This is a genomic window from Desulfurivibrio modestus (assembly GCF_044068625.1).
GTDB lineage: Bacteria > Desulfobacterota > Desulfobulbia > Desulfobulbales > Desulfurivibrionaceae > Desulfurivibrio.
Window position 1 is genome coordinate 203,091 of record NZ_JBIPKH010000003.1, and the last position, 16,516, is coordinate 219,606.

Here is a 16,516-nt window from a genome sequence, read left to right on the forward strand (position 1 = left end):
CACGGAGAGTAAGCCATGAAATACCTGCGTACAATTTTGTTGGCCCTGGCCCTGCTGGTTTCGCCTGGAGCCGCCCATGCCCTTGGGTTGGAGGTGGCGGTGGGGGGCTGGTGGCAGGATCCCTCGGGTTATATCAGCTATGAGGCCGTCGGGGTCGGGGACCGTCTGGACCTGGAGCGTGATGCCGGCTACGGCAAGGAATTTCGCCCCACCGGGCGGGTCAAGATCGATATGCCCTTGATTATCCCCAATATTTACTTGATGGCCACCCCCATGGAGTTTTCCGGGACCGGCAGCAAGGCCACCACCTTCACCTTTGGTGATCGGACCTTCGCCGCCGATATTCCCTTTACCTCGGAATCCAAGCTGGATCATTACGATGTGGCCCTCTATTACGGGGTGCCGGTGCTGGGTTTGGCCACCCTGGGTACGGTCAATGTCGATCTGGGGATCAACGTGCGGTTTCTTGAGGTGGACGCTGTTGTGCGGCAGGGTAATGACAGCTACGCCTACAGTACCAGCCTGGCGGTGCCGATGGTTTATGTGGGGGTGCAGATTACCCCGGGGAAGCGGTTTGCTCTGGAGCTGGAAGGGCGGGCCATCTCTTACAGCAGCAACCGTTATGTCGATCTGCTGGCTCGGCTGAAGGTTCAGGCCTATGGTCCGCTTTATATGGCCGGCGGTTGGCGGCAGCAGGATATCAAGATCGATGCCAGTGGGGTTGAGGCCGACTTCAAGGTGGGCGGACCATTTCTGGAGACCGGATTTGCCTTTTAGCTCCGGCGGGTTGGGGTTTGGCCGGGCCGAGGTTCCGGGCATGAAAAAAGGGGTTACGAAATTAATCGTAACCCCTTGATTTTACTGGTGGGCCGTCGGGGGCTCGAACCCCAAACCTACTGATTAAGAGTCAGTTGCTCTACCAGTTGAGCTAACGGCCCTTCGCGAACCGGTCAAGCCGCGAAGCGGTTTATTTAGCATACCATAGTTAACCCGTCAAGCATGAAGAGGGAATAAAATGGCCAAGGTTTTGATTATTGGAGCCGGTGGGGTGGGCGGCGTGGTGGCCCATAAATGCGCCCAGGTGCCGGAGGTTTTCACGGAGATCGTGCTGGCCAGCCGCACGGTGAGCAAATGTGAGGCCATTGCCGCCTCGATCAAGGAACGTACCGGCCGTCAGATCGAGGTGGCCCGGGTCGATGCCGATCGGGTGCCGGAGCTGGTGGCCCTGATCAACCGGGTCAAGCCGGAGCTGGTCCTCAACCTGGCCTTGCCCTACCAGGATTTGACCATTATGGACGCCTGCCTGGAGTGCGGGGTCGATTATCTCGACACCGCCAACTATGAACCCCCCGACGAGGCCAAGTTCAGCTACTCCTGGCAATGGCCCTACCATGACCGCTTCAAGGCCCAAAACCTGATGGCCCTGCTGGGCAGCGGCTTCGATCCGGGGGTGACCAACGTTTATGCCGCCTACGCCGCCAAACACTATTTCGATGAGATCCATTACATCGACATCCTTGATGCCAACGCCGGCGATCATGGCCATCCCTTTGCCACCAACTTCAATCCCGAGATCAATATCCGGGAGGTGACCGCCAAGGGGCGCTACTGGGAGGAGGGGCAGTGGCGGGAGACCGAGCCGCTGAGCATTAAGCAGAGCTTTGATTTTCCCCAGATCGGTCCCAAAAACGCCTATCTGATGTACCATGAGGAACTGGAATCCCTGGTCAAGAATATCAAGGGATTGAAAAGAATCCGCTTCTGGATGACCTTTTCCGACAACTACCTCAAACATCTGGAAGTGCTGCAGAACGTGGGGATGACCGGCATCGAGCCGGTAATGTTCCAGGGTCGCGAGATTGTGCCGATCCAGTTCCTTAAGGCACTGCTGCCCGATCCCGCCTCTTTGGGGCCGCGGACCAAGGGCAAGACCTGTATCGGCAACGTGATGGAAGGGGTCAAGGATGGCAAGCCCCGCAAGATCTACATCTACAATATCTGCGATCACGAGGAGTGCTACCGTGAGGTGGGCAGCCAGGCGATCTCCTACACCACCGGGGTGCCGGCGATGATCGGGGCGATGATGATTCTGCAGGGTCACTGGAAAAAGGCCGGGGTGTTCAATATGGAGCAGCTCGACCCTGATCCCTTCATGGAAAAGCTCAATCTCCACGGCTTGCCCTGGGAAGTGCGGGAGTTGCCGGTTTAATCATGACCAGCGCGGAATTTCCCTTTGCCGGGCGGGCGCCCAGCCCTTGCTACGTCTGTGACACCGGCAAGCTGGCGGCCAATCTGGCCAAGCTCGATTTGGTCCAGCAGCGGACCGGGGCCAAAATCATCCTGGCCTTCAAGGGCTTTGCCATGTGGCGGCTCTTTGGTCAGATCCGGCAGGTTTTGCCCGGGGCCACCGCCAGCTCCCTGGATGAGGCCCGGCTGGCCCGCGAGGAGTTCGGCGGTGAGGTTCATGTTTACTGCCCGGCCTACCGGGAGGACGAGTTCGCCGAGATGCTGGGCTACGCCGATCATCTGGTCTTCAACTCCTTTAACCAGTGGCAACAGTTCCGGGAGCGGGTGGCCGCCTGTCCCCGTCCCATCTCCTGCGGCATTCGGGTCAACCCCCAGTACTCCGAGGTGGAGGTCGATCTCTACAACCCCTGTGGCCGCTACTCCCGGCTGGGGGTCACCCGGGAACAGTTCCGACCGGAACTGCTGGCGGGGATCAGCGGCCTGCACTTTCACGCCCTCTGCGAGCAAAATGCCGACGCCCTAGCCGGTACCCTGGCCGCCTTCCACGAAAAGTTCGGGGAGTTCATGGCGGGGATGAAGTGGCTCAACCTGGGCGGCGGCCACCATATCACCCGGCCCGACTATGATCTCGACCTGCTCTGCCGGTTGATCGACGATGCTCGGCAGCGTTACGGGGTCCAGGTTTACCTGGAGCCGGGGGAGGCGATCGCCCTCAATATCGGGGTGCTGGTGGCCACCGTGCTCGACATTGTTGAAAACGAGATTAAGATCGCCATCCTCGACACTTCGGCGGCCACCCATATGCCCGATGTGCTGGAGATGCCCTACCGGCCTCACCTCTTCGGGGCCGGTGAGCCGGGCCAGTATCCCCATACCTACCGCCTGGGGGGCCTGAGTTGCCTGGCCGGCGACATCATCGGTGACTATTCGTTTCCCCAGCCCCTCCAACCTGGTCAGCGGCTGATCTTCGGCGATATGGCCCACTACACCATGGTCAAGAACACCACCTTCAACGGGGTGCGCCTGCCCAGCATCGCCATCTACGATCCCGCCGCTGACCAGCTGGAGGTGGTCCGCCGCTTCAGCTACGAAGATTACCGCAATCGCCTCTCCTGATCGGCTTAGAAGGCCAGGCCCAGCGAAATTCCGCCATAGACGAACTCCGACTTCTCCTTGTCGATGGCGGCCAGGTTGGCGGCTCGCAACTCATCCTTGGCTTTGCTGCTGAGGGCAAAGGAGTAGGAGATGATCGGGGTGATGGTGAAATTGTCGCCCACCGGCACCGAGATGGAGGCGGAGAGCAGGCCGTCGTGCATGGCCTTGTAATCATCACTGTTCACATAGCTGGCCTGGGCCGCCAGATCCAGGCTCAGGTCGCCCCCCAGGGGCAGGCTGTGGCCGATGCCCAGGGTGACGTACCAGCCGGGGTAGGAGGCGAAATCCCGATAGACGGTGAGGGTCGGCTCCAGCAGGGTGTCGTAGGTGGCCCCCAGATAGATCTCCTGGGAGTCGTCCGCGCCCTCCAGGCCGTAGTAGATGTAGCCGGTGCTGAAGGCAAAATCGGCCAGCTCCCAGTCGTAGGCCAGGGTGAGATCGGTTTCGTTCCAGGTGGCCTTCTCCCCACCCCAGGGGTCGGTGTCCAGGTTGCCCCAGATATTGGCGGAAAAGCCCCGCCAACCCATGGTCATGGAGGGTTGCACCACCACACTGTTGCGGCTGAAGGCGTAGCCGCGCCAGATATACTGGCTGTAGCTGTCCACCGTAAATTCGGCATAGGCCTCATCATCGGCGGCCATGGCGCCGGTGGCGACGATCCCACAGCCCATCAGGCCCAAAGCGATTCCCTTAAGATAACCTTTTACTTTCATTTTTTCTGCTCCCTGTGGTGAAATTGATTTTTCAGGACCGACACCACTGCTGCGGTGCGTGCCGGGACGCTGGCTTGGCGGGTGAGCACTACACGATCTGTGCCAGAACCACTGCTTTTAGCTTTTTGTCTGTTATAACAGGTGGATATTGGTGGGGATTGGGAGGGAGGGCTGGCGGAGGCCGGGGGGGCGAAGTTGCAATTTTGTCACGTTTTGGTTTGGCGGCCTTCCGGTAATTGCAAAATTGTAAGACGGCCCGCCTCGGCAGGTCAGGGCAGGGGTGGCAGGTCCCGTTTGGTCGAATTGAGCCGGGGCAGAGCCACCAGCAGGGTCATGGACCTGGGGGCCAGGGGAAAGCTTTCCCCCGGTTGCAGGAAGCGCCCGGAGGCCGGCTCGTCGCCGCCGGGCCAGAAGGTATCCATTTCCACCTGCCAGAGTTTGGCTGGGGGCAGGTCGGGGAGGGTGAAAGAGATCTCCTCGTGGTGGGCGTTGAGCAGCAGCAGGAATGAGTCATCCACCACCGGTCGTCCTCGCTCATCCTCCTCGGCCATGGCCTGACCGGCCAGAAAGAGCCCCAGGCAGCGGGCAAAATCCTGACTCCACTGTTCATCGCTCATCTCGCTGCCGGATGGAGTCAGCCAGACGATATCCTTGATCCCGGAGCCTTTCAGCTGGCGGCCCTGAAAAAAACGGCGCCGCCGGAACACCCGGTGCCGCTTGTTCAGCAGGATCAGGCGGCGGGTGAAGGCCAGCAGGCGGCCCTGTTCTTCCGTCAGCTCCCAGTTCAGCCAGCTTATCTCGTTATCCTGGCAGTAAGCGTTGTTGTTGCCCTGCTGGGTGCGGCCCAGCTCATCCCCGGCATTCAGCATGGGTACGCCCTGGGAAAGGAGCAGGGTGGCCAGCAGGTTACGTTGCTGGCGGGCCCGCAGGTCGTTGATCCCGGGATCGTCGCTGGGGCCTTCGGCGCCGCAGTTCCAGCTGCGGTTGTGGCTTTCGCCGTCACGGTTCTCCTCGCCGTTGGCCTCGTTGTGCTTGTCGTTGTAGCTTACCAGGTCGCGGAGGGTGAAACCGTCGTGACAGGTGACGAAGTTGATGCTGGCGTAAGGCCTGCGGCCCCCCTGTTCGTACAGATCGCTGGAGCCGGTGAGCCGGTAGGCCAGATCCCCGATCTTTCCCCCCTCTCCTTGCCAGTAGGAGCGGACCTCGTCCCGGTAGCGGCCGTTCCATTCGGTCCAACCCACCGGGAAATTGCCCACCTGGTAGCCGCCTTCCCCCAGATCCCAGGGCTCGGCGATCAGCTTTACCTGGGAGAGTATCGGATCCTGATGAATGATATCGAAAAAGGCTCCCAAACGGTCCACCTCATGCAGTTCCCGGGCCAGGGCCGAGGCCAGGTCGAAGCGGAAACCGTCCACATGCATCTCCAACACCCAGTAGCGCAGGCTGTCCATGATCAACTGCAACACCCGGGGGTGCTGCATGTTGAGGGTGTTGCCGCAGCCGGTGTAGTCCCGGTAATAACGCGGATTGTCCGGCTCCAGGCGGTAGTAAGCCCGGTTGTCGATGCCCCGGAAGGAGAGGGTGGGGCCCAGATGGCTGCCCTCGGCGGTATGGTTGTACACCACGTCGAGGATCACCTCGATCCCGGCGTTGTGGAACGCCTTGACCATGCTCTTGAACTCGTTGACGCCGTTGCCGGCGCTGTAGCGCTGATCCGGGGCGAAAAAACCGATGCTGTTATATCCCCAGTAGTTGCGCAGCCCCTTTTCCACCAGATGCCGCTCATCCACCAGGGCGTGGACCGGTAGTAGCTCCACCGCCGTGATCCCCAGGCGTTGCAGATAGTCGATTACCGGTTCGCTGGCCAGGGCGGCATAGGTGCCCCGCTGATGCTCGGGGATTTGGGGGTGCAGGCTGGTAAAACCCTTGACATGCAGCTCGTAAATCACCGTGTCATGCCAGGGGACGGCCGGCGGGCGATCGTCGCCCCAGGTAAAGGAGGGATCGATCACTCGGCATTTGGGGAGATAGCGGGCGCTGTCCCGCCGATCGAGCCCCAAGTCTTCCTTGGAGCCCCCGACCCGATAGCCGAACAGGGCATCATGCCAGCGTAACTGGCCGGCCAGATCCTTGGCATAAGGGTCCAGCAGCAGCTTGGCCGGGTTGAAACGATGCCCTTTTTCAGGGGCGTAAGGGCCATGGGCCCGATAGGCGTACAGCCAGCCGGGCCGGGCCTGGGGGAGGTAGCAGTGCCAGACCTGGTCGGTCTGCTCCCGCAGGTTGATGGCGTGGAGCTGTCGTCCCTGCGGGTCAAAGAGGCATAATTCAACCTTACTGGCATTTTCCGAAAAGAGGGAAAAGTTGACCCCCAGCCCATCCCAGGTAGCCCCCAGGGGGTAGGGCCGGCCCGGCCAGGTCGTGATTTGCTGCTTTATCATCTTTCGTCACCTTCCAGGATCAGCCGCTGGCGCTTAAAGCTCAATCCGGTATTTGGCTCCGTGGAGCAGGCCGACAATCAGGGTGAGATATTCGCGCAGGTGGCGGGTCAGCAGGAAATTTTCCCGGACAAACTGGTGGGCCTTGGCCCCCATTTCGGCCATCCGGTCCCGGCGATGGAGCAGATAGCGGATCCGCAGGGCGGCGCCTTCCGGAGTGCTGACCAGAAAACCGGTGTGGTAGTTGACCACCTGCAGGCGGATGCCGCCGGTGTCGCCGCCGATCACCGGTTTACCCTTCCACAGCCCCTCGGTTACCGTCAGCCCGAACCCTTCCTTGGTCGATTTCTGGATCACGATGTCGGCGGCCCGCTGCAGGGCGTTGATGGTACGGTGGGCGTCGGGGGGTAGCAGCAGTACCTTGATATCGGGATCATCCCCGGCGGCGGCCCGGACCTCCTGCAGCACCGCCTCCCCTTCGGGGTCGTCGTCGGCGGTGCCCCCGGCCAGCACCAGCTGCAGACCGGGGGAGAATTTACGGGCCAGGCGATGGGCCTCGATCACCCCCACCGGGTCCTTGAAGCGGTCGAACCGGGAAACCTGGAGCAGCAGGGGCCGGTCGGGGTCCAGCTCAAATTGCCGTCGAACCCCGGTGATTTCCTGCTCCGGCAACTCGATATTCTTCTCACTCAGCGGGTCGATGCTGGGGGGGATGATATATTCCGGGTGGGGCAGGGCCTGGGCGAAATCGGGCAGCGAGAAGACGCTGGCATCATAATCGGCCACCTGTTGGCGGATATAGCGCCAGACCGGCCGGTAGGGGCGGCTGGCGTCGATATGGCAGCGCCAGACCCAGCGCCCCCGCCGGTTGGGGCAGAATTGCATCAGGGCTGCCGGTTGGGGATCGTGGATAAAGACCACCTCCGCTTCCTCCAGCAGGGGGCGCAGTTTTTCGGCGTTCTCCTCGTTGGTCTGTTGATAGGCGGCCATCATCGCCGAGGAAAGGGGAGAGGTCTGGCCCTGCAGGCCATTGTGCATCGCCTTGGTACACTGGTAAAATTCCTGGTTGCCGCTGATCACCTCCCAGCGGGTCTCCAGCCCCAGCTCATTGCTCAGCGGCACCAGTTTTTCCAGGATCTCCGCCACTCCGCCCCCCACCTTGGTGGAGTTGACATGGACCACCTTCATCCCCTTAAGCGGCCGGGTCAGCTGCTCCAGCTGGGAGATGGCGTCCTGGCCCGCCACTTCGGCATAGGCTTGCAGTAAACCGCTCATTGGCTTTCCTCCTGGCACTGTTGACAGATCCGGGCCATCTCAGCGCGTACCTGGCTGAGGCTGGAGAAAAAGGGGTCGATGGCGGCCAGCCGCCGTCCCAGTTCGGCGTAATGCTCGCCGAACCCGGCCAGCCAGAAGCGGAAATCGTCGGAGCCATCGGCCAGGCGGCGGCGGGCGTCGATAAAGTGGTAGAAGATGGTGCCGGTGGCCGATTCCGGCAGCACCGCCGCCAGCTCCTCCGGCTGGGTCAAGCGTTTGCCGGTGTCGAAGATCACCAGTTGCGAACGCAGAAACTCGAAAGGGCGGGAGGCCCGCAACCAGTGAACGGACTCGCTGCTGTCCAGCCGCGTCTCGATGCAATCCAGCAGCTCCCGGCGCAACTCCTCCATATCGCGCAGCTCCACCGGATCGATCACCGACAGCTGCTCGGCCAGCACCGGCTCCCGCAGGTGATGGCGGCACCAGGAGGCGAAATCGTTGTTGAACTCCCGCTCTTCAAAACGGGCCCCCAGCAGCCCGCTCCAGAAGTGGTGATAGATGCTGTCGGCGGAGACTTCGCAGATGTGATCGCGCAATTCACTTAAGGTAACGGCCTTGCGGCCGGTGGCGATGGCGATCAGGGCGCAGTCTTTAAGGGAAAAGGGTTCGGCTTGGTTCATGGGCGGCCTCCTTTGGCGGTTCCTTCCAGTATGGGATTTGGCTGCCGAAGATGTCAAGGTGAAGATGTCAGGATGGCCGTGCCGTACCCGGGCAGGGTGCAGGTGTCATCGGCAAGGGTGCAGGCGGGGTGCGAGGCCAGCAGCAGGCGGTGGCGGGCGGCCGGCGCGGGCAGGGGAAGGCGGCGGGGTTGGGCGGCGAAGTTGCAGAGCAGGGTCAGCGGACCGCGTTGCAGGCGCAGCCACTGTTGCTCGTGGGAGAAATCGACCCGCAGCCGGTCCAGGCGGCCGTCATTGAGGGCCGGCGTGGTTCGCCGCAGCCGGATCAACCGGCGGTACCAGGCCAGTAGTTCAGCCTGTTGTTCGCCGGTCGGTTCCGACCAGTCGAGTTTGGAGGCGGCAAAGGTGATCGGGTCCTGGGGATCGGGGATCTCCTCCGGCTGCCAACCGAAGGCGGCGAACTCCCGCCGGCGGCCATGGCGCACCGCCGCCGCCAGCTCGGGATCATCATGGGCGGTGAAATAGAGGAAGGGGGTGGCAGCCCCCCACTCCTCGCCCTGGAAGAGCAGGGGAACAAAGGGGGCGGTCAGCAGCAGGGCCGCCCCCAGCTTGAGCTGCTCCCGGTTGAGCAGTTGCGAGAGCCGCTCGCCTTGGGCCCGGTTGCCCACCTGGTCATGGTTTTGGAGGCAGGCCACCTGCCGATGGCCGCTGAGATCGGCGGCCGGCCGGCCATGGCGGCGGCGGCGATAAGCCGAGTAGCAGCCGTCGTAAACCTGGCCCCGGCCCAAAACCTTGGCCAGCGGCGCCAGACCGCCGAAATCGGCGTAATAACCCTGGCTTTCGCCGGTCAGGGCGCTATGCAGCGCGTGGTGGAAATCTTCGTTCCACATGGCGTCCAGGCCATAACCCCCGGCCGCCGGGGGGCGCACCAGCCGGGGATCGTTGAGGTCGCTTTCGGCGATCACCACCAGATGGCGGCCCAGCGCCGCTTCCAGCTCTTTGACCTCGGCAGTCAACTGTTCGAGAAAATGGTGGGCCGAGCTGTCGAAGATGGCATGCACCGCGTCCAGTCGCAGGCCGTCGCAATGGTAATCCCGCAGCCACATCAGGGCGTTGTCGATGAAGAAGCGGCGAACCGGCTCGCTCTCCGGCCCGTCGAAATTGACCGCCTCCCCCCACGGGGTCCGGTAACGGTCGGTGAAGTAGGGGCCGAAACGGCCCAGGTAGTTGCCGGCCGGCCCCAGGTGGTTGTAAACCACATCCAGCAGCACCGCCAGGCCCCGGCCATGGCAGGCATCCACCAGGGTTTTCAGCTCTTCCGGAGAGCCGTAAGCGTGATGGGGGGCGTAGAGATCGACCCCGTCGTAGCCCCAGCCCCGGGCCCCGGAAAACTCCGCCACCGGCATCAGTTCGAGATGGGTGATGCCCAGCTCCAGCAGATGATCCAGCCGTTCGATCGCTGCCGTAAAGGTGCCCTGGGGGGTGAAGGTGCCGATATGGAGTTCGTAGATCACCGCCGCCGCCAGGGGCGGGGCCTGCCAGCCCCGGTCGTGCCAGGCAAAACGGTCGTGATCCAGCCGGCGGGAGGGTCCGTCGATCCCGTCGGGCTGCCAGGGGGAGCGGGGGTCGGGAAAGGGCCCCTGGCCGTCCAGCAGCAGGGCGTAATCCTCGCCATGTTTCGGCGATTCCACTGCCCGCCACCAGCCGCCCGCCTCGGCGGCCATCGCCTGCCGTCGCCCACCGCTGAGCAGCTCCACCTTTTCGGCTTTGGGCGCCCAGACCCGGCAGGGACCGTCTCCGGAGGCAAGGGCGACGGCTGTTGGTCGGCAAGGAGGTTTCATCACTTCTCCGGCGGAGTTTCCGGGGGTAGATGCTGTTGAAGATCCATGCCATCATGGAGCAATCTCAAAACATCAATGAACTGTTCAGTCCGGGAGGCTCGGAAAACGACAAAATGACGACCGCGCCGCCCCCGTCGGGCGACATGGAGAGTATGGATGCCGGGCCCGATCTCCTCGCGGGGCCGGGCGCCGACGATATTCGGCCCACCGCGCAAAGCCTCAATGGCTGTTGCCAGGGTCCTGGCGTATGTTCCGGCTTGCCGCCGGCCGAAGTTGGCGGCGGTCCAGCGGATAATTTGCTGAAAATCGTCTTCGGCCGCCCGGGTCAGCCGGATAATCCAGGGTCGACTCATCGGGTTCCGGTTGCCTGTTCGGCCAGCGAGGCGAGGTGCCCATGCAGCCGGTCGTGATCGGTAAAGGTGCGGTAGCGGCCGGCTTCCATATCGGCTACCCCGGCTTGGGCCGCTTCGCGCAATGCGGCCAGCCTGGCCTCATTCTCCTTTTCCCGCCACTCGATGAGCCGCAGGGCTTCGCGCAGCACTTCGCTGGCATTCTGGTAACGCCCGGAGTTGACAAGTTTTTCCACAAAAAGACTTTGATGAGTGGTTAAGACCACATTTCGTGTGGGCATGGCGCACCTCCGCTTTGTTTGCTGCTTACTGAAAACTTCAATTCCATTGGCAGTATATGCCAATGGCGGGGGCGGGTCAAGTCGGCTGTTTTTCCAGCAAACCCACCGGGAAACAGCCCAGCAGTGCCGCCACCCGGCGGGGGCCGCCGACAAAATCTTCGCCGGTCAGCAGGTTGTGCCAGCTGCCGGGGGGCAGGGTCAGGCGGGTATCCCGCCAGGCGCCGCGCAGGCCCAGCACCAGGCGGGGGGCCAGGGCGATCACCGCCTCGCCGCGCAGGCAGGCCACCAGGTGTTGCCCCTTTTTGCCGGTGGCATTCAGCGGCCGGTAACCGCCCCGGGACCCGAACAGCTCGCTGCGCCGCCGCCGCAGATGCAGGCCCTGGCGCAGCAGCCAGAGCTTGGGTAGCCCCTCATCCATCCGGGCCATGATCTGCTCGGGGTTTAGCGTGGGCAACCGGGCCAGCAGCCTTTGCCGGTGGGCGAAATCCACCGGCCGGCGGTTGTCCGGGTCCACCAGGCTTAAGTCCCACAACTCGGAGCCCTGGTAGATGTCGGGCACCCCGGGGTAAACCAGCCGCAGCAGGGTCTGGCTCAGCCCGTTGATCCGCCCGGCCGGGATCAGGGGGGCCAGAAACTGCTCCAGCTCGGCCCGGAAACGCTCATCGGCCAGCAGGGTCAGGGCGAACTCCCGCACCGCCTTCTCGTAGCCGGAGTCGGGCCGGGTCCAGGAGGTGCGGAGTTTGGCCTCCCGCAGGGCCTTTTCCAGGTAGGGGGTCAGCCGCTCTTTCGTCAGGGGCCAGGCCCCCACCAGGGTCTGATAGATAAAATACTCCACGTTGGCCTCGGGCAGGCCCTCGCGGCGATATTTTTTATGCTGCCGCGACCAGCGGGCCACCAGTCGCCGCCAGCGGGTCGGAATCTCGCTGAGCAGGGCCAGCCGGGCCCGGCAATCCTCGCCCCGCTTGGTATCGTGGGTGCTGCCGGCCAGCATGCTCAAGGGTCGGCGGGCCAGGGCCTCGGCGGCCCGGCGGTGAAATTCCGCCGGCAGTACCCCGAAACGGCCGGGATCGCCCCCCACCTCGTTTAAGCAGAGCAGCCGGTGGTGGCGGTAAAAGGCGGTATCCTCCACCCCCTTGGCCATGGCCGGGCCGGTGAACTGCTGGAAGCGCAGGGCCAACTCACCCTCCAGTTCGCCGCCGAGCTCCAGGCCCAGGATTTTGCCCAGAAAACGCAGCAGTTCGGGGTCCAGTTCGGGATTGTCGGTCGCCGCCACCGCCTGGCGGATATGGTGGCGATCCGTTTTGCTCGCCAGCCGCCGGGTCTTGTCGCTTTTGCCCTTAGTCGTCGGCTGAATGCTCACATAGCTGCGGTAAACGGGGAAGTTGGCGGCCAACTGGCGCAGGGCCTCGTGCAGTTCGTGGCGGGTGTAGTCGCGATGGCGGCGATGGCGCTCGCAGACCGCCACCAGCAGGGCGGTGAGCCGGTTCAACTCGCTGCCCAGCAGCTCGGTGATCACCTGGCGCTTGCACTCCCGGGCCAGGGCCGGAAAATCGGCGCTCTCGCCGGTGAACTCACGGTAAAACGCGGTCAGCTCGGCTTCGCCGGCCGGATCGATCAGCAGGCCGCCCACCAGATTGATAAAGTCGTAGCCGGTGGTGCCGTTGACCGGCCAGTCGGCGGGCAGCTCCTCGCCCGGCTCGAGAATCTTTTCCAGCCAGATCAGGGCCTCGGGACACTGTTGGCGCAAACGGCGGCAATACTCGGCCGGATCGCGCAGGCCGTCGGGATGGTCGATCCTTAGCCCCTGGACGCTGCCCTCCCGCACCCAGGCCAGGGGCAGGGCGTGGGTGGCGGCGAAGACCTCCTCGTTTTCGATCCGCAAGCCGGCCAGGGAGTTGATATCGAAGAAACGGCGATAACCAAGATCACGGCCGGCGGTGCGCCAGAGGGCCAGGCGGTAGTTCTGGTTATCGAGCAGGGCGTCCAGGGCGTCGGGGTCGCGGTTGAGTCGCGCCACCTCGGCGGCGATGGCCGCCCGGGGGGACAGTAAGCGATCATTGGGAGTGGATCCGGGGGGCAGGTGGCCGCCGTGCTCCTGCTCCGGGGTCGGAGGGTGGCGGCAGAGGCGGGCCAGCAGTTGCTGGATCACCATCTTGTCCCGGTGGCGGCGGTTGACGGTCCGGCGACCGCTCACCGTCGGCCGGGGCAGACGGGCGCAGGAATCGGCGATAAACCCCAGCAGCTCGGAGCTGCAGGCCTCGGCGGCGGCGGTCAGCAGCCCGGCCAGGCTGGCCGGATCGATGGGAAAGGTGTGCTCGTGGTAATGGAGGGTAAAGGCGCCGTCGGCCTGGGCCAGCCGCAGTTCTCCAGCCTCCAGCACCCGGCCGTAGTGGTCGCCCAGCACCGGCAGCAGCACCTTGTTGGGCCAGCGATCCTCCGAGGATTCCCAGTCCACGTCGAAGAAGGCGGCCCAGGGGCTGGAAGGGCCGTTTTCCAGCACATCCCACCACCAGGGATTCTGCCGCCCGGCAATGGCCATATGGTTGGGCACCAGGTCGATAACCCGGCCCAGGCCGGCCCGACGCAGCACCCGCTGCAGGCGGCGGTGCTGCCGCTCGCCGCCCAGTTCGGTGTTGACCCGACCGGGATCGACCACATCATAACCATGGCTGCTGCCGGCGGCGGCCTGCAGGCAGGGCGAGGTATAAAGATGACTGACCCCCAGCTCGGCCAGGTAGGGCACCAGCTCGGCGGCGGCGGCAAAGCCGAACTCCGCTCGCAACTGCACCCGGTAGGTGGCAACGGGGTTCAGCCCGGCCCGGTCCATTTTGCTGGTAGCCTTGCTGGTGGAGTGGTCCATAACTCCAACTATAGATGCAGATTTTTTCGTTGACAAGCGCTTCGTTGGCCGGTGGGGAACAGGATCCCTTAGGCCGACGGATTGCGGCGGAAAATCTGGTACTGGTCAGGCACGCCGGTTTTGCTATCACCTTCCCGGATCGTCCGGGTGGTGGAGCGGGAGTTGGTCGGGCGACCCCCTTACAGGTATATCTCCTGCGCCCTTAAAATAATCCTGGGGTCCGGTGCCGGGGCTCGTCAGGCCGCCAGCTTTGTCGCCGCCGCCAGCGCGGCGGCGAACCCGGGGGCCGAGCGGGCGATCACTTCGTCCCCGACGCAGAAAGCCAGGCGGAAATAACCAGGCAGACCGAAGCCGCGGCCCGGTACCCCCAGGATCTTCTGCTCGGCCAGCAGGCCGACAAACCGGGCGTCATCGGCCAGGGGGGATTTGGGGAAGAGGTAGAAGGCCCCCTTGGGGGGCACGAACTGGTAGCCCGCCTCGCGCAACACCTGGCAGAAGAGCTGGCGGCGACGGGTGTAGATGCTGGTGTCCACCGTCACCCCCTGCAATTGGGCGACCACCTTCTGCATCAGGGCCGGGGCGTTGACGAAACCCAGAATGCGGTTGGCCAGGGTCATGGCGTCGATCAGCGCTTTTTTGTCGACGATCTCGGGATGGACGGCGATATAGCCGATGCGCTCCCCCGGCAGGGAGAGGTCCTTGGAGTAGGAGGAGACCACCAGACTGTTACGATAAGCTTTGAAAACACTGGGCACCGAATGGCCGTCGTAAACGATCTTGCGATAGGGTTCGTCGGCGATCAGGTAGATGGGCTGGTCGGCCCGTTCCAGAATTTCCGCCAGTCCCTTAAGCTCCGCCGCCGAGTAGATCTGGCCGGTGGGGTTGTTGGGGCTGTTGATGATGATCGCCTTGGTGGCGGAGCCTATCGCCGCCGCCACCGCCTCCAGGTCCAGGCTGAAATCATCGCGGGTGTTGACCACCTTGCTGGTGCCGCCGTGGTTGTCCACGTAAAAGTTGTATTCGACAAAGAAGGGGGCCAGGATGATCACTTCATCGCCGGGGTCCAGCAGCGCTTTCAGGACCACGTTGAGGCCGCCGGCGGCGCCGCAGGTCATCAGCATCTCCCCCTCGCCCACCGTCAGTTCCTGTTCCCGGGAGATCTGGGCGGCCACCGCGGCCCGCACCGTGGGGTAACCGCCGTTGGGCATGTAGCTGTGGGCGCCGGGGCCTTCCGCGCCGGCCACTTCTCGCAGCACCTCGCTGAAGCGGGGGGGCGGCGGCAGGTCGGGATTGCCCAGGCTGAAGTCGCAGACATTACCGGCTCCATGCTGAGCCTTGAGCCTGGCCCCCTCTTCAAACATCTTGCGGATCCAGGAAGAGCGTTCGGCAAAGGCGAGCATTTTTCGGGAAATGGCCATGGGGGTTGTTCCTCCGCTGATTTTCTTTGGTGTCAAGTGGGTGGTTAAGTCGAGGACCGGGCTTACGGTTGGGGGCTGGGCCGCCCCGTTTTTTGCCCAGCCGGTCATGGCTCTTTCTTCTTGGTGAGGCGGTGCGGCCAACCGCCACTATAGGAGGGAGGTTTTCTGGTTGGCAAGCTAAAAAGCCAAGAGAGGGGATATCTTGCGATAAAACTGTTTTAAACCTTTTTTATTCTTGTTTTTTTACCATAAAACTGCTTATAATCTGTCTTATGAACGAGGAGAGAGGGCACTATTTGCGCCAGTTGGGGATGCTTTATCGTCGGCTGCGGATCGAGCGCAAACTCCGGCAACGGGACGTGGCTGTCCGGTTGGGAGTTTCGGTGGATACGGTGCGGGCCATGGAGCGCGGCGCCGGTTCCGTGGCCATCGAGACCTGGCTGGCCCTGGCCGAGTTGCTGGGGGTGGCCCGCCCCTGGGAGAAGCTGCTCCAGGTTCCGGTGGACCCCTTTGAGGAGTATGATCGCAAGCGCAAGGAAGAGGCATGGCTGGAAAAGACCCGGGTAAGGCGATAGCCGACGAGCTGCACCTTTACGTCCGGGCGGTGATGCCGGGGGGGGAGGTGGTGCCGGTGGGCCGACTGTTGGGGCGCAACCTTAGGCATCCCGGCGGCCGGGAAGGTTTCTTCCGCTATGATCAAGGCTACCTGGCCCGGCCCGAGGCCTACCCCCTGGATCCGGTCCATCTGCCCCTGGCCGATGAGGTTTATGGCGCCAGTGATCGGGAGAGCGGGCTCCACGGGGTGTTTCAGGATTCCCTGCCCGACGGCTGGGGGCGGATCATCCTGGCCAAACGGGCCGGGATTCATCGGCAGCGTTTCGCCGGGGCCCATCTGCTGGCGGCCTTGGGCAACGGCGGTCTGGGGAGGCTGCTCTACCTGGAAGCGGAGCGGCGGCGGCCCTCACCGGCCGACGCCAGCATCGACTTTGCCGAGATTACCCGGGTCCTGGCCGAGGCCGCCCGCCATGAAAGCGATCTTGATACCGAGGCGGCGGAGCTGCGGCGCCTGCTGGCCTGCGGCAGTTCCGCCGGCGGGGCCCGGCCCAAAGTGCTGACCGCCAAGGATGGCCGCCACTGGCTGGCAAAATTCAGTTCGATCCGTGATCCCCATCCCGAGCTTTTTGTGGCCCTGGAAGAGGCGGGCCTGAAACTGGCCGGGCTGGCCGGCCTGGAGGTCCCGGCCATCGAGCGGGTCGAGGTCGGCGGCCGTAGTCTATTGCTGGTG

Annotated in this window: 14 protein-coding genes and 1 tRNA gene; 5 read left to right on the plus strand and 10 right to left on the minus strand. The window is 63.6% G+C overall.

The genetic code is table 11. The features are described 5' to 3' along the window. Positions 1–15: 15 nt before the first annotated feature. Positions 16–777 (plus strand): TIGR04219 family outer membrane beta-barrel protein, encoded by a 762-nt coding sequence (locus ACHHRT_RS03725; RefSeq protein WP_395497822.1) that lies wholly within the window; start codon positions 16–18, stop codon positions 775–777. Positions 778–862: 85 nt separating this feature from the next. Here ACHHRT_RS03725 and ACHHRT_RS03730 read toward each other — a convergent pair. After that, positions 863–938 (minus strand) — tRNA-Lys (locus tag ACHHRT_RS03730). Positions 939–1,015: 77 nt separating this feature from the next. Between ACHHRT_RS03730 and ACHHRT_RS03735 the strand changes: the two genes are divergently transcribed. Together ACHHRT_RS03735 and nspC are read left to right on the plus strand one after the other, a co-directional pair. Beyond that, positions 1,016–2,209 carry a saccharopine dehydrogenase family protein gene (locus tag ACHHRT_RS03735; RefSeq protein ID WP_395497824.1) on the plus strand — a complete coding sequence of 398 codons (1,194 nt, stop codon included), beginning with the start codon at positions 1,016–1,018 and terminating at the stop codon, positions 2,207–2,209. A 2-nt stretch (positions 2,210–2,211) separates the two neighbouring features. After that, positions 2,212–3,363, plus strand: a complete 1,152-nt coding sequence (gene nspC, locus ACHHRT_RS03740; RefSeq protein WP_395497826.1) for a carboxynorspermidine decarboxylase — start codon at positions 2,212–2,214, stop codon at positions 3,361–3,363. A gap of 5 nt (positions 3,364–3,368) precedes the next feature. On the opposite strand, the gene ACHHRT_RS03745 is transcribed toward nspC, so the two are convergent. The 9 genes from ACHHRT_RS03745 to ACHHRT_RS03785 form a co-directional block, all read right to left on the minus strand. After that, on the minus strand, positions 3,369–4,115 hold the full coding sequence (locus ACHHRT_RS03745; RefSeq protein WP_395497828.1) for a TorF family putative porin: 747 nt from the start codon (positions 4,113–4,115) through the stop codon (positions 3,369–3,371). A gap of 269 nt (positions 4,116–4,384) precedes the next feature. Next, positions 4,385–6,553 (minus strand): glycogen debranching protein GlgX, encoded by a 2,169-nt coding sequence (glgX, locus tag ACHHRT_RS03750; protein WP_395497830.1) that lies wholly within the window; start codon positions 6,551–6,553, stop codon positions 4,385–4,387. Positions 6,554–6,586: 33 nt separating this feature from the next. Further along, positions 6,587–7,825 (minus strand): glycosyltransferase, encoded by a 1,239-nt coding sequence (locus tag ACHHRT_RS03755; protein WP_395497832.1) that lies wholly within the window; start codon positions 7,823–7,825, stop codon positions 6,587–6,589. Further along, the gene (locus tag ACHHRT_RS03760; protein ID WP_395497833.1) at positions 7,822–8,484 is read right to left on the minus strand and encodes a DUF5752 family protein; all 663 of its coding nucleotides are present in this window, start codon (positions 8,482–8,484) and stop codon (positions 7,822–7,824) included. The genes ACHHRT_RS03755 and ACHHRT_RS03760 overlap by 4 nt, the downstream gene beginning before the upstream one ends. Before the next feature lie 53 nt (positions 8,485–8,537). Next, positions 8,538–10,322 (minus strand): malto-oligosyltrehalose trehalohydrolase, encoded by a 1,785-nt coding sequence (gene treZ / locus ACHHRT_RS03765; RefSeq protein ID WP_395497835.1) that lies wholly within the window; start codon positions 10,320–10,322, stop codon positions 8,538–8,540. Continuing rightward, a complete protein-coding gene (locus tag ACHHRT_RS03770) occupies positions 10,322–10,675 on the minus strand; it encodes a type II toxin-antitoxin system RelE/ParE family toxin (RefSeq protein ID WP_395497837.1) in 354 nt (117 codons plus the stop codon). The genes treZ and ACHHRT_RS03770 overlap by 1 nt, the downstream gene beginning before the upstream one ends. Beyond that, the gene (locus ACHHRT_RS03775) at positions 10,672–10,953 is read right to left on the minus strand and encodes a type II toxin-antitoxin system ParD family antitoxin (RefSeq protein ID WP_395497839.1); all 282 of its coding nucleotides are present in this window, start codon (positions 10,951–10,953) and stop codon (positions 10,672–10,674) included. Before ACHHRT_RS03775 ends, ACHHRT_RS03770 begins: the two co-directional genes overlap by 4 nt. A gap of 76 nt (positions 10,954–11,029) precedes the next feature. Then, complete coding sequence (gene treY, locus ACHHRT_RS03780) at positions 11,030–13,813, minus strand: malto-oligosyltrehalose synthase (protein WP_395497841.1); 2,784 nt, start codon at positions 13,811–13,813, stop codon at positions 11,030–11,032. A 236-nt stretch (positions 13,814–14,049) separates the two neighbouring features. Continuing rightward, complete coding sequence (locus tag ACHHRT_RS03785) at positions 14,050–15,231, minus strand: pyridoxal phosphate-dependent aminotransferase (RefSeq protein ID WP_395497843.1); 1,182 nt, start codon at positions 15,229–15,231, stop codon at positions 14,050–14,052. Between the two features lie 272 nt (positions 15,232–15,503). Between ACHHRT_RS03785 and ACHHRT_RS03790 the strand changes: the two genes are divergently transcribed. Beyond that, complete coding sequence (locus ACHHRT_RS03790; protein WP_395497844.1) at positions 15,504–15,806, plus strand: helix-turn-helix domain-containing protein; 303 nt, start codon at positions 15,504–15,506, stop codon at positions 15,804–15,806. Next, on the plus strand, positions 15,776–16,516 hold a 741-nt coding region (locus ACHHRT_RS03795; RefSeq protein WP_395497846.1), incomplete at its 3' end, for a HipA N-terminal domain-containing protein. The genes ACHHRT_RS03790 and ACHHRT_RS03795, both read left to right, overlap by 31 nt.